We start from the raw sequence: 13,605 nt of genomic DNA on the forward strand, positions 1-13,605 counted from the left end.
CGGCGACCATCCTGATACATCAGGCGCTTCTTTCAGGTCATGAAGCATTTTGTGCAGGCGGGAGCTTAGTTCGTGGTAAGAAGGCCGATAATAGAAAACTGTTATTGCGGTTCAAAGGATTATGACAAATCAGATAAACAAAATGCGGCGCAGATTCCGTATCCGGATTTCGTACAAAATAAAGTAAAGCTTCACTCGAGATAAAACCGGGGGTGTTTTTAGGCCAAACAACGCCTCTGCTTGCAACATCATCATCACTGAGCTTTTCAAGTTCATTGATCTCGGCCTCAACGATTTCTCGCCGAGCATAAACCACACCTTCTCTGGTTAATTTTCTTAGTGGTCGAGCCATAATCCACCCTGTACTTGATGGTTTTCATAAAATTATCAATAAATAAGCTTAACAATTAAAGCATTTTTCTTAGGATATAGGAAAGCGCCGTTCAGCTAAATCGCCTCGTAACTTATATTGTTACCGTTTCTTCCATCGGATTACCCATCAACTTCTGTATCGCTGCAATACAACGGTAATCCACAACCAGCACCTCCTGTTCAATCCAGCGCTGTTCCTGCCTTAATTGCGTAAGTTGAGGGCAATCCGGCGCGGAATCCCAGGCATGTTTACCAGCCCCAATCATGTCATTAACCTGGTGTGCTGACGGCCAAAAGTCCGGTAACCAGATCCGGCAGGGTCGGGCCAATGAGTGGGATAGTTGTCGAGCAATCGTCAGACCATTCGGATCAAGATCGGGAAAATGTACCCAGGGTATATCCTGCCCATACTGAGAAATCCACCGGCAGGCGGGGAGATAGTTCAGACCAGGAGCAAAGATCAGTATCAAACCATCAACAAGCGGCATATCAACATAAGCACCTAAATTCTCGACGGTCATGATCAGTTGCGCAGATTTCATGTTCACAGAGAATAAATCAAGTAGCATTCGTTCTGGCAAACAGCACTCCGAACGCCATCGACTCTCATCATCTGCAAACAAAACATTTTCCCCGCTATTACAGGTAAACGTTAGCCGCAGTTCCGTCCCCTGGCTACGAAGCCGTAAGACATCATCATAGGTAACGACCTGCCCTTTGACTAAGGGTTGGCTCAGACCTGCTTTACTGTTACCTCGCCATGCTGACGCTGATTTATGATGGATCCTCTGCATGCGGCGAGGGATAGCCGGACGATGCTCTTTTCTGCCAATGATCTGTTGTTGTATCTGTTGCTTCACCTGCGCGAGCAGAATTTCCAGACGTTCACTTTCCACTAACCGCCAGCGATTGCGCGTGGAAGGAATGATAATACCCAGTTCAGCCAGATAATTTCGTAGCGATTTTTCCTTAGCATTTTCGGACATCATTTGCCGTTCTTTCAGTTGCTGAAGAATATCGCCAAGTTCACTAACCGGGAAACCTAACTGAAACAGTTCATTATGCATTAAATTGTTTTCACCTCGTCACTTTCAGCATTCTCTGCTGTAGCCAGATAGCTATCAACGTCAAATGGCAACTGCTGGGCGTCACGGACGCCGGTAATTTTCACCTGATGGCGCGTAACACTTTGTCCGTTGACTCCCGTGTTCTCAGTTCTGACTATGCGCACCAACTGGTAGCCGGTTCCGGTAATTTTCCCTAACGTTTCCGGAGCTGCAACCAACATCTGGCAGCCAGTTCTTACCGCCAGTTCGTGGACTGTCGCCTGAGAAGCGGCATCCAGACGGGAAACCTCGTCCATCACCAGCGGCAAAGTGAAAGGCTCTTTATTGCCGTGAGAGCTACGTCCCCAGTGCCTGAGCACGGCAATCAGCACTGCCAGCCCGGAGCCGATTCGTTCCCCGGTTGACAGGCTGGAAGCGTTCAGTGGCTCAAACTGCTCTGCACCACGACGCTGTATTAGCGTTTTTATATCCAGATAATTACGGTGATCCAGCAAATGTGAACCATCAATTTCATGTTGATTGATTTTTTTATACAGGCCAGCCAGCGCTTCAGTAACGGTTCCTGCCGTGGAAAAGAGATCGTCCATACCATAACCGCCTGATTTCAGGGCGTTCAGAGTATCCTGAAAATGTTTAACTGTTCTGGCTTCCAGACGCACGCTGGCAACCTGCCCAAAGCCAATTCCGGTAAGTTCAGCACTTAACCGGCTTATCGCTCTTTTTTCATCGTTAATCCGTCGCGATAGCGCATCGGCCAGTTCATCCCGACGCATCTGGAACGCGGCTTCGGTTTCAGCCAGCATCATCTGTGCATCTTTCGCCGCCTGAGACAATGCCAGTAGCATTTCCCGGGGTTGTGTGGTGCGCTGGATATCCTGACGGGCACGGCGGCGAAACAGCGCCACTGCGTGGCTATAAAGCGTGGCACAGACTTCAGCGATGTCAGATGTACTCTGACCGCAGCACGCTAATTGCTGCATAAAGGGGTCGGCTGAGGAAATTGAATATTCAACAGTTAGCCGGGTCAACTGAGCCAGCAATGATTGATCGACCAGCAATGGCGTTCCTGGTGATAGTGCTTTTCGATTTACCAGCATCTCGCGCATTGCAGGTTCCAGCTCACCATAAGAGCCATCGGTTTTTAATGCGCTTATAATTCCGTTGCGCTGCTGAGTTATCTGTTCAATTTTTTCTGTCAGGACAGTGAGTTTATCATTCTGGTTTTTCAGGTTTAATTCTTCGTTTGAGCGTTGCTGATGAGTTTCAGTCGTTTTTGTATTGCACTCTCCTAAATTATTATTCAGTTTTTTAAGTTGACCCTGTAAATGCGTGAGTTGTGAGGCAAGTTTAGTTTCCAGGCCGAATGTGTAGGGAAATGGCAAATTATCCAGATTATTTTTAGCCTCATCACGATTCTCGCGGTGGTGAGTAATCGCGGATATCAGATCTGAGTAAAACTTATCATTTTCAGCTAACTCATTTTTTGCAGTTGTGAGTTCTTGTTTGATCCGTTCGCCATCCTTTTCCAGCCGTTTCTGATCGCCAGATAAGAGGATTTGTGCTTGTGCTTCATCTTCCAGTATTTTCTGAGCATTAACATATTCCGGGTTAAGGTGAGCACGCACTCTGTCTAACTCTTTCACTAACCGAACTCGCATTGCAGAGGTTTGCCAGGTTTTCTCGCTCTGCTCAACCTGTTGGCGTACTTGCGCTATATTCTCCGGGTATTCTTCCCGTAGTAATGGATACTCTTTTTCTATCTGATTAATTAACGGCTGATAGCGTTTAATATCACGTCCGGCAGCTTCAGCCCGCTTTATCTGATCTGCAATCCCGGCCAGCTCCTGAGGAAAATTCCGAAACAGGATTTTACTGTCTGGCTCACATTCCTGTAGCGCCAGCAAGAGACTCCGGCTTTTTTTCCACTGACTGGACACGATTCTGTGTTTTTCTTCAATATCAGTCAGAGCGGTATGACGATGATTTCGCTGTCGGCGAGTATCCTCCAGTGGCGGTTCGTCACCCCAGATAAATGAGGGGGCCACGCTAATGGCCTTAAGATGTTCGTTATGGCGTTCAACGTCTTCAATCTCACGTTCCAGCGTCGCGCTCTTTTCTTCTGCCTGTTGAATCTGTTGGTCCAATTGAAGGATAAGCGCCTCGCGGGCTTTATCACCTAATACGGGCTCTGAGCGTATCTGGCTGATACGGCGGTATCGCGGTTCATCGATAACACACCAGGGCGGGAGGAGACTCTCCACCGTGTTATATTCGTTGGTGATATCTTTAAAAAGTAACTCCGACTCGAACGGCTCGTTGCGTAAAACGTCTATAGGCTGGGTTACACTGATCAACAAAACATCGGGAAGCGGCCATTGCTCATCGTATTGTGTAAGCAATTGTCTGACAGCATCATCAACATCACCATTGACAAGTATGGCAAACATTAACGGCCCTAATGCCGCCTCAAAATATCCGGCGTCATGTACTTCGATATCTGCGTACAGTTCAGCAACCGATATTCCCGATACATTAGCGGCAAGAGTCCGTAAATACTCAAGACATCCGGCTTCTCTTCCACTCAGCTTGTCACGACGCACCTGACACTGTTTGATTTCCGTTTCGTAGCCAATGACCACCTGCCAACGTGATTTAATGTGTAACGCATGGTCAAGAATAAGTTGCTCGCAGCGTTGCGGTGTTAAATCATCATCAGGGAAAATAGTGCTTAAATAGCTAACCGATGGCTGATATTGGTGCCACTGCTGACTCTGTTGCTCAAAGCGTGCAATATCGATATCAAGCTGCTTAATTTGTTCCTCTACTTCAGTCTGACGTTGCGCTAATTGTTCCTTTTTTTCATTTAAGTGCAATTCTTGCTCTTGTTGCATCGCCAGTTGCTGCGCAAAATCCTCATCGCTCGATGGTAACGATAGCATGCCAGCATCACGAAGCCGTTGCTGAAGTCGCCGCTGTTTTTGATGATCGCTTTGTAACGTCTTTTGATGTTGCTGCCATCCACCCAGTTGAGCGTCTTCGATACGCCATTTTGCCAGTTGAGCACATTTTTCCATAAACCAGCGCTGAGCGTCTGGAGGAGAGATATCATCCCCCAATTTTCGTGCACTATTTGCAGCGAAAGTATAAGCATTCAGGATATCCTGATGAGATCGTAATTGACGCGTTGCATGACTGAATGCATTCCCCACCTCTTTTTCCTGATTCGCTAACTGTTCAATGAATGTGGTTAATCCGGACAGCGTAAAAGCCATATTCCATTGGTTAATCTCATCATAGAGCTGTTTTGCGTGGTTGTATTGCGATGCCATTTTCTGAGCAATGTCATAACGCGTAACGACATTAGATAACTGTTTGGCGGTACGTAGCTGGCTTTCTTCATTCTCACTTTTTTTTCTTTCCAGCTCATCAACAATGCTTTGCTGGAGTTTGTTTGCTTCTTCCGCACTCTCTAACTGCGGTTCAAGTTTATTCAGTTCGCCAATTGCTTTTTGCTGTTGATCAAAGTAAATCCTACCGTCACGAGCATATAACAACCGGGGCTCAATACCCTCAATCTGTTGCTGCGTTATTGACCAGTCTGATTTGATGGCATCTTCTTTGTGTCTGAGAGTACTCAGGGCTTCCTCAATTTTCTCCAGCTCACGTTCAATCCGATATTTTTCTCTTTGAATAGTCGTGCACTCTTCACCATTCATCGCCAGTGTTATCTCAATAACTGACCACGTATTGGCTGAAAATAATAAGCTCAACGTAAGTAATGAATTAAAAAATTGATAATCCTTTTGATAATTTTGCAGGTCTTGCTGCGTAAGCCTGACTTTGATCATGGACTCATGCACCATATTAACTACGGAATGTATATTCCCGCGAGTATGGGCCATTAAATAAGCGCTGAGGTGTTTTTCTATCGATTTATCCAGACGCCCTGCCATTGCCGAATGAAGGATCTGGGCTAGACGGTATTTATCATCGGATGACTGGCAGGCCCGGGGTAAAATGCCATGCTGAAACAGTGCCAACATGTAGGCATTTGGGTCTTTAAATGTCTGAATAGCGCATCCTAATAGTGCTGCTTTATCGCGTAACTGATCTGTCGTAACCGGATGAGCCACTTGTCCTTTACGATCAAGTAAACAATCCAGTGGGTTAACGTTATCGGGAAGTTTCAAACAAAATAGCTGGGTATCTAATGTTGTTCCTGTCTTTTTTTCAGCCCTGACGACGTACAGATGCCGGTGGCCTGTCCCTCGGGCCTCAATCTCCAGAGCAACAATACTGGGCTGCCCTAAGCGTGGAAACATTTCGCTGTCTTTTATTGATGTTGAAACTTTGAAATCATCCTTAGTCCCTAAGCTAATGTAGCGAATATCAGGGATCTGGCTGAACATAAACGCGCCCAACAAAGACGTTTTTCCCGCACCATTATTGCCCAACAATGAAACGGTACCGCCATACTGTCGCGACGTGCGCAATGCGTGAGGATTTACCAGATTTAATGTTCGGGCCATAATGCCATTAATGTTGACAATACTAAGGCTACGTATCAGAGGGTAGTGGTTCACAATTGTTCCCCTTCATGAGTCCCGGAAGCAAATAAATCGCCCGTTGTATCCATTTCTTCTTCAGCAGAGAAACGATCGCTCTCTGCCAAATCTTCATCTACACTATCCCGCGCGACCTCATCAATATTGACCAAATAACCCTCCTGGATCAGTTCAGCCAAGCGTTGTGGAATTTCTGACTCTTGCTGTAATCCTCGCAGCGGTTCAATAAAACGATAGATCGCGGGTGTTGTCTGGAAGGATTGCCGATCCTTAGATAGTTGAATAAAAGCATAGCGATCGAATACTATGAGCGATTTCCTTATTTCATCCTGGATTTTAGATAAATCATATTGGGTTTGTTGACCAGGGCGACGGCGGAATAACTCCAGCAGTCTGGTTTCAGATAATTGATTACTCATTCGCTCCAGTAATTGATTCGTTGTGAACCACTCTTTTTGACTAAGCTGTTTTTCGAGTTCCATTGCTACAATAATCAGACCAGTGACCATCTGTAACTCATTAAATCGCTCCAAGGGTATTTTCCCTCGACGCTGAGGCAGTAAATAATAAACAGATTCATTGGAAAAGCATAAAGTTAAAGACAAACAGTCGTAATATTCACAAAGCGGATGAAATGCCTGATTAACAAATGAATACAGCATATAATCCGCAGGTAATATATTAATCCCTCTACGTAATTTATAATCTACAACGGGGAATAGAGGTGATTTCATCACGTCCATAAATGTATTAAATTGATCACCCTCTGTAGATTCAAGCTCAGTCATTGAGATCACCTTGTGAAATTAGCCATTGCTCTTCGATTTCATATTCTGCTGACTCATCCATTAAAACCCATTCCGGGGAGATATCATCCTTAATATTGTTACTCTGTTTCATCAGTTCCTTTATTGCACACTGTGCCAAACGAAGTCGATCTGTTTCATTGAACGGGAATTTTCTTAAAATATTTCTGATGACAGAAACGTTACTCACCGGTTTATTATCACTTAATGCCTTTTCAACAAATTCCCTTGCGAAACTCTCTAACTGAAATGCAGGCATTTCCCGCACTAGCTCTTCATTATCATTATCATCAAGAAATAACGCGTTATCCGCCGGAGGCGGAGGTGTGTCCCATTCACGTAATTGCATTAGCTTAACCGTCGAAGGTAATGCTAACGACCATGATGACCGACCAAACAACTCGATAGTACGATCGATTAAATACCCCAGATTAGCATTGGGATCTAACGCGATGCGGATGCGTATACGGTCCAGCACGCTGCTAAAGAATCCGGATAAATCCCTTAAAGAATGATTAGCAAATTCTCGAACATCCACTAATGAACCAAACAAAGAGGATAATGTATTTTTTAATCGCTGAGCTCCACCTTTTTGCACGACTGTATTTTGCAAAATTTCCAGTTGCATTAATACCGCATCGGCACGGTTCATTACTAACATTCTCAAATCGTTGATCTGACCAGCCAGCGTGCGTATTATTTCCAGGAGTTGCTGAATTTCTGTTTCCAGAGAAATACCAATTTCAGTTTGTATCTCAGAGCGCATTGAATGAAATTTAGAGATAAGGAATTCCTGATTTTTAAAAACACCCGTCAGCAGATCTTTCAGACTCGGTAAAAAAAGTTCTACCTTCACCAACCATTCACTGTCAGTAATTTTTTCTCCGTCGCTGGTAGCATTTAAACTGGAGAGCTCCTGATCAATTCTCAGATAACGTTGACTTAATGTTTCTTTATCTTCTAATTCATCAGATTGTTGGAATGGTTTTAACAAATAATGTGCCAACTGAGTCAAACGATATGTTCCACCAACATCAGCGACAGACATTCCGGCCAGTGACAACAATCCCTGTTCCAGCGCTCGTTTCAGAAAGTTATTAACCCGAACATCGGAGGTATTAGGGTCTTCATTTATTCTTTCATCAACATAACGGATAATGCTGTGACATGTCGTCTCATCGTAGCCGGATTGAACCAAGTAATGCTCACTATTTGATTCGACGCCTGACTCCTCCATACCCCACATAGCCATCGCCGCCAGATAACTAAACTCATTAGGGGTAAGATGTAAATTCGGCTGGTATTTACTGATTTTTAACAGTATGCAGCTTAGTGGGCTAGTAAACTGCTGCGGTGTAGGTGCGACATTGTCCATGATAAAGCTCACCTCGGCTTTTCTCGTTCAGTCTCCATGCTGTTATATCAAATAAATAGCTGGAGATCCTTTTTTCTCGCTGAAACAGTGACATAAATTCAACCTCTTCCTCAAAAACATTATAGAAATCGATAACAACTTAAACGCCACTGCTATCCCGGCAAATCTCTCCGCACAATCGCAACTCAGGCGGCTTTGCTGGTGTAATACCCCCAATTCTGACTGGCAAAGAACCCTCTTTTTGGCACTGTTTCTTGAGCAGCTGCCAGTTTTCGGTTTCAGACTCCATATGGGTAATCAGGGAATCAAAAGCCCCTTCGGCAACTTCTACTTTTAGCGGTTTCTCTTCTTCACTGTCGGTAAGATCAGATTCAGTCTCCTTCGACGCCTCGTTTTCCAGTCCATCAAGACTGTTTTTTAACCCGTCAAAGCAGTTTGTCGCAGTACTTGGGTTATGGAAGAACAAATCACTAATGAAGATCGCTTCCATTACTTCATAGAAGGAAAAAGAGGTATCCCCATAAACAAAACGGCTACGATCGGCATTATTTACCCCAGAGGCACTTTCTCTTAGCAGCTCATCCTTCTGTAAGGTCATCAGCGTTTGCTTGCTGTAGAGGATCACTGGCAGATTTTTAATTTCGTGGACATTTTCGCTAAGGCTCCAGCGTTCTCTATCACCTTTGATAAAACCGGAAGCATCGCAGCTACTTTCTATATCAAATTCGTCAGTGGGGATCCGCTCACGGTTGAACCAGGCTGTAAAATCCTCACCGTCTCCCATATCCTGATGCTGATATGCGCGGTAAACAGAGCTGCGGCGATCAATGCCAATCCACTCAAGATCCCATGTGGTAGGTTTAGATGGTTTTCTTACTTCGACAATATAGGCCCCAACATCCCGCTCCAAGTAAGCGGTTAGCAATTCTTTCCACGGCTCAATCGCAAAAAAGATATTCGCCAGCGTTGTTCCTTCTTCAATCATCACGGTATGACGAAAGAACCTGAGAAGAAAAAAGGGATCGGTGTCTGAAATGGCTTGCTGTATTGATAGTAACGGGAGGGCCGTCGTTTCATCATAGTCAGAGCGAAAGCGTAGTATTGAGTCCGGGCAGAAAATTAGTTGGCCTTCCATCATTTATCTGGCTCCTGATGTTATGTAGCAATCCTTGACTCATCTACCTCGCAGCCATCTTTGCGCTTTATCTGGTTTGAAGGAAAGCATAGATGAAATGGTGTACAAACCATAATACTCGGCTCGCGTTCAGAAAGGAAAAACCAAACAAAATTGGTGGTCATTCTGGTGGTCTTGACAACCCCAACTTTTAGGTTTGGCTTACCAATCAGCCACTTACTGGCTACGGCGATCCCAGTCAGAGGAGCCATATTTAAGAAGCCTGCTTAGGAAACTAAGCAGGCTTTTTGCATTATATCTGATAATCAATCACGGCTTCATCTGGCTCCATCGCCTGGCGCTTGATTTCATCGACGGATAACCCTGCGTTGCATAGCTCAATAAATCGCCAGACATAGTTGCGCTGCAGTTGCCCGCGTTTCAGGCCCAGCCAGACGGTATTTGCATCAAATAAGTGCCGGGTATCCAGACGGGTTAAGCTCCCCTCCTCCTGCTCTCCACTGGATTGTTCTGCCACCAGCCCGATTCCCAGCCCCAGCGACACATAGGTTTTAATCACATCCGAGTCCTGGGCGCTGAGGATAATATCCGGCACTAACCCTTTACGGGCAAATGCCTCATCGATACGGGAACGCCCCGTAATCCCCTGACGATACGTAATTAATGGCCAGTGGGCGATAGATTCCAGTGTGAGAGGAGACGTTTTCACCAAGGGATGATCGTGAGGAACAAGCAGGCTGTGGTGCCAACGAAACCAGGGAAAAGCTACCAACAGCGGATCGCTGCTAAGTCGCTCGCTGGCAATCCCGATGTCTGCCCCACCGTTTTGCAACAGTACGTCAATCTCCTGCGGTGTACCCTGGATCAGTTCCAGACGTACCTCAGGAAAGAGCTCACGAAAGGCTTTAATCACCGCGGGCAGGCTATAGCGTGCCTGTGTATGCGTGGTGGCAATCGTCAGTACACCGGACGTGTCATTGGTAAACAGATCCGCCAGTCTGCGAACGTTGCTGGCCTCATTCAGAATACGCTCGGCAATAACCAGCAAGGCTTTGCCCGGTTCGGTCATGCCCAGCAGGCGTTTACCGCGACGGATAAAAATCTCAATGCCAAGTTCATCTTCAAGTTCACGAATATGTCGGCTGACTCCCGACTGCGAGGTGTACAGTATATTCGCGACTTCCGTCAGGTTGTAATCCTGACGGGCCGCCTCGCGGATTATTTTAAGTTGCTGGAAATTCACTTTTCGCTCCGGGCGCATCAGACATTACGCTATTGTTAAAGTCTGATGCCCGGCATAACAAATAATAAAAACCCGCATCTTATTCCTGGAGGGAATAAGGTTTAGCTGACCAGCTGTAGCTCGCGGTTTTCCAGTGCCGGACGGCTTACCAGCGACAACAGGATCTCCTTCACGGCCTGTGCCTGCGGCGATAAGCTCCCTCTGGCTGAGACGTTCAGCGATAATGGCAGATTCATCGACGGGGTTGTTATCCGCGCCATCCAGCCGTTAGCGGCATTACATAATGAACGGGCCGCCGACTCAGGCAACACTGTGACGCCCATCCCACTGGCGATGGCAGCCGTTAAGGTGGCGATAGATTCAATTTCGCCAATCACTTTTGCCGTCAGGCGACGAAGCGAAAAAGCTTCATCTACACGCAGGCGAACTGCGCTGTAATCCCGTGGCAAAAACAGATTCATCTGCGCCACCGCGGCTAAATCGACGCTTTGCCCCGGGCAATCACGCGTCCCGACCAGGTACAGATCCTCTTTAAGCAACGGTTGACTGCTGATACCCGCCACGGGTGAGCGCTCGTAGAGCACCGCCATGTCTAAATGCCCGCTGAGCAGCTTGTCATTCAGCACCGCCCCACTGTTTTCATGCAAATAGACCAGCACATCGGGCAGCTCTGCTCGTACTGTCTGTAATAACGGCATAGTGATGGCTGACGCCGCCGTCCCCGGTGCCAGGCCAATAGAGACCTGTCCCCCCAGGGTCTGACCCACGTTATTGACCGCAAGTTGCGCCTGCTCGCACTGACGTAAAATCGTCCGCGCATGGGCATACAACACTTTCCCCGCTTCCGTCGGTGTGACGCCGCGTTTGGTGCGAATCAGCAGTTGCTGATCCAGTTCGCCTTCCAGCGTAGCAACCTGCTGGCTCAGCGCGGGTTGCGCGATATGCAACACTTCCGCTGCCTGGGTCAGGCTACCAATATCGACGATTTTCACGAAATATTTCAGTCGTCTGAAGTTCATTTTGCCTCCTGTCGGAATACCAGAACCCGTGCTGGCAGTCATTAAATTCAGGATTGCAAGATGCTTGCCAGTTTAGTCAGCAGCCGTGTTTTACGGTTAAAACCGCGTAAAGTCAGGCTCAAAGGTGAAGAATGGACTTTTTGCACACCTGAATCTCTCATTCTGGCTGCCCTGGAAGAGGTAGACGCGCACCAGAATGGGGCAAAAGCATAAAAAGACGGAAAGATCGCCGCTTTGCTGATTTTGTCAGCAAACGAACGCACAAATGTATTTCCCCCTTTGACAAGCCTCATCGCCCTCGCTAATATGCGCCTCGTTCAAACGATTCCTCTGTAGTTCAGTCGGTAGAACGGCGGACTGTTAATCCGTATGTCACTGGTTCGAGTCCAGTCAGAGGAGCCAAATTTAGAGAAGCCCGCTTTTAAGCGGGCTTTTTGCTTTTCTGTTTTTCATTCATCTTATTTTTCATGTAGCCCTCTGGTGAGGGAGATAATCGTTTTCTCTTCCCGTCTGTCGCGGTAATCTCATAACGGTCGTTAATATATCGACTGCAATGTGTGTAGCCCAATTCAAATACTAATAACTAAAAGACAGTACAGACAGGATAACTATGGATTCCACTCTCACCTCCGCGGGTCCCCAAGAGGACGTCTCTTCGCTTCATCGTGCCCGACGCGCTGCGCTTGGTAGCTTCGCTGGCGCCGTGGTCGACTGGTATGATTTTCTGCTTTATGGCATCACCGCCGCACTGGTCTTTAATCGCGAGTTCTTCCCGCAGGTTAGCCCGGCAATGGGAACACTTGCCGCATTTGCCACCTTTGGCGTCGGATTTTTGTTCCGTCCGTTAGGCGGGGTTATCTTCGGCCACTTTGGCGATCGCCTTGGCCGTAAACGCATGCTGATGCTCACCGTCTGGATGATGGGGATTGCCACTGCGCTGATAGGGATTATTCCTTCTTTTGACACTATTGGCTGGTGGGCCCCTGTGCTGCTGGTGACGCTACGCGCCATTCAGGGATTCGCCGTTGGTGGTGAATGGGGCGGCGCGGCGTTGCTCTCGGTCGAAAGCGCGCCAAAAAATAAAAAAGCCTTCTACAGCAGTGGCGTTCAGGTCGGTTACGGCGTCGGACTGCTGCTTTCTACCGGTCTGGTATCACTGATTAGCTCGCAAACTACCGATGAGCAGTTCCTGAGCTGGGGCTGGCGTATTCCGTTCCTGTTCAGCATCGTACTGGTTTTGGGCGCGTTGTGGATGCGCAACAGAATGGATGAATCAGCCGAATTCGAACAGCAGCAACAGGCAGCGCAACCAGAGAAAAAGCGGTTACCGGTGGTCGAGGCGTTAATCCGCCATCCGGGCGCATTCTTAAAAATTATCGGCTTGCGCTTATGTGAACTGCTGACGATGTATATCGTCACCGCGTTTGCCCTTAATTACTCTACGCAGAACCTGGGCCTACCCCGCGAGCTGTTTCTGAATATCGGTTTGTTAGTGGGAGGACTGAGCTGTCTGACCATCCCCTGCTTTGCCTGGTTTGCCGACCGCTTTGGTCGACGGCGCGTGTACATTACCGGTGCACTGGTCGGTACGCTGAGCGCCTTCCCGTTCTTTATGGCGCTGGAAGCACAGTCTATTTTCTGGATCGTGTTCTTCGCGATTATGTTGGCCAATATTGCGCACGATATGGTGGTCTGCGTACAGCAGCCTATGTTTACCGGTTTGTTTGGCGCAAGTTATCGCTACAGCGGCGCAGGCGTTGGCTATCAGGTGGCAAGCGTGGTTGGCGGTGGTTTTACCCCCTTCATTGCTGCGGCACTGGTGACATTCTCAGGAGGAGACTGGCACAGCGTGGCCATTTATCTGATGGCCGGGTGTCTTATTTCCGCCGCCACTGCATTGCTGATGCGGGATAAGCAGCACAGTTAAGCCCTGATGCGAAGGTCATTCGGCCTTCGCACAATCTTCCTCAACGTCTGACTTTTGTTTCATATTCCTGTGACATACTATCGGGAGAGCAGTACA

Annotated in this window: 10 protein-coding genes and 1 tRNA gene; 3 read left to right on the forward strand and 8 right to left on the reverse strand. The window is 47.3% G+C overall.

The window, feature by feature from the left end:
* Positions 1–37: 37 nt before the first annotated feature.
* From HVZ52_RS23050 to nac, 8 genes are all read right to left on the reverse strand, one after another.
* Positions 38–352 (reverse strand): hypothetical protein, encoded by a 315-nt coding sequence (locus HVZ52_RS23050; protein WP_223949810.1) that lies wholly within the window; start codon positions 350–352, stop codon positions 38–40.
* Between the two features lie 112 nt (positions 353–464).
* Positions 465–1,439 carry a DUF2220 family protein gene (locus HVZ52_RS13740; RefSeq protein ID WP_137351926.1) on the reverse strand — a complete coding sequence of 325 codons (975 nt, stop codon included), beginning with the start codon at positions 1,437–1,439 and terminating at the stop codon, positions 465–467.
* On the reverse strand, positions 1,439–6,022 hold the full coding sequence (mukB, locus tag HVZ52_RS13745) for a chromosome partition protein MukB (protein ID WP_181598341.1): 4,584 nt from the start codon (positions 6,020–6,022) through the stop codon (positions 1,439–1,441). Before mukB ends, HVZ52_RS13740 begins: the two co-directional genes overlap by 1 nt.
* Entirely contained in the window at positions 6,019–6,792 is a 774-nt protein-coding gene (locus HVZ52_RS13750; protein WP_049270517.1) for a chromosome partition protein MukE, read from the reverse strand. The genes mukB and HVZ52_RS13750 overlap by 4 nt, the downstream gene beginning before the upstream one ends.
* Positions 6,785–8,185, reverse strand: a complete 1,401-nt coding sequence (locus HVZ52_RS13755; RefSeq protein WP_181598342.1) for a hypothetical protein — start codon at positions 8,183–8,185, stop codon at positions 6,785–6,787. Before HVZ52_RS13755 ends, HVZ52_RS13750 begins: the two co-directional genes overlap by 8 nt.
* A 139-nt stretch (positions 8,186–8,324) precedes the next feature.
* Positions 8,325–9,320 (reverse strand): hypothetical protein, encoded by a 996-nt coding sequence (locus HVZ52_RS13760; protein WP_181599299.1) that lies wholly within the window; start codon positions 9,318–9,320, stop codon positions 8,325–8,327.
* 292 nt (positions 9,321–9,612) lie between these two features.
* Positions 9,613–10,563 (reverse strand): HTH-type transcriptional regulator Cbl, encoded by a 951-nt coding sequence (gene cbl / locus HVZ52_RS13765; protein WP_016152661.1) that lies wholly within the window; start codon positions 10,561–10,563, stop codon positions 9,613–9,615.
* 101 nt (positions 10,564–10,664) lie between these two features.
* Entirely contained in the window at positions 10,665–11,582 is a 918-nt protein-coding gene (gene nac, locus HVZ52_RS13770; protein ID WP_016156200.1) for a nitrogen assimilation transcriptional regulator NAC, read from the reverse strand.
* Between the two features lie 60 nt (positions 11,583–11,642).
* On the opposite strand from nac, the gene HVZ52_RS13775 reads away from it, so the two are divergent.
* From HVZ52_RS13775 to shiA, 3 genes are all read left to right on the forward strand, one after another.
* Positions 11,643–11,795: a hypothetical protein gene (locus tag HVZ52_RS13775; protein WP_016156199.1), complete on the forward strand. Its 153-nt coding sequence runs from the start codon at positions 11,643–11,645 to the stop codon at positions 11,793–11,795.
* Between the two features lie 113 nt (positions 11,796–11,908).
* Positions 11,909–11,984: transfer RNA gene (locus tag HVZ52_RS13780), tRNA-Asn, on the forward strand.
* Between the two features lie 208 nt (positions 11,985–12,192).
* A complete protein-coding gene (shiA, locus tag HVZ52_RS13785; protein WP_047415337.1) occupies positions 12,193–13,509 on the forward strand; it encodes a shikimate transporter in 1,317 nt (438 codons plus the stop codon).
* Positions 13,510–13,605 lie beyond the last annotated feature (96 nt).

It is taken from the genome of Citrobacter sp. RHB36-C18 (assembly GCF_013814485.1).
In the GTDB taxonomy this organism is placed as follows: Bacteria; Pseudomonadota; Gammaproteobacteria; order Enterobacterales; family Enterobacteriaceae; genus Citrobacter; species Citrobacter braakii.

Excerpts from the sequence above, each read along its gene's own strand:
- HVZ52_RS23050 (WP_223949810.1), bottom strand. The coding sequence starts at position 352 with ATGGCTCGACCACTAAGAAAATTAACCAGAGAAGGTGTGGTTTATGCT.
- HVZ52_RS13740 (WP_137351926.1), bottom strand. The coding sequence starts at position 1,439 with ATGCATAATGAACTGTTTCAGTTAGGTTTCCCGGTTAGTGAACTTGGC.
- HVZ52_RS13750 (WP_049270517.1), bottom strand. The coding sequence starts at position 6,792 with ATGACTGAGCTTGAATCTACAGAGGGTGATCAATTTAATACATTTATG.
- HVZ52_RS13755 (WP_181598342.1), bottom strand. The coding sequence starts at position 8,185 with ATGGACAATGTCGCACCTACACCGCAGCAGTTTACTAGCCCACTAAGC.
- HVZ52_RS13760 (WP_181599299.1), bottom strand. The coding sequence starts at position 9,320 with ATGGAAGGCCAACTAATTTTCTGCCCGGACTCAATACTACGCTTTCGC.
- nac (WP_016156200.1), bottom strand. The coding sequence starts at position 11,582 with ATGAACTTCAGACGACTGAAATATTTCGTGAAAATCGTCGATATTGGT.
- HVZ52_RS13775 (WP_016156199.1), top strand. The coding sequence starts at position 11,643 with ATGCTTGCCAGTTTAGTCAGCAGCCGTGTTTTACGGTTAAAACCGCGT.
- shiA (WP_047415337.1), top strand. The coding sequence starts at position 12,193 with ATGGATTCCACTCTCACCTCCGCGGGTCCCCAAGAGGACGTCTCTTCG.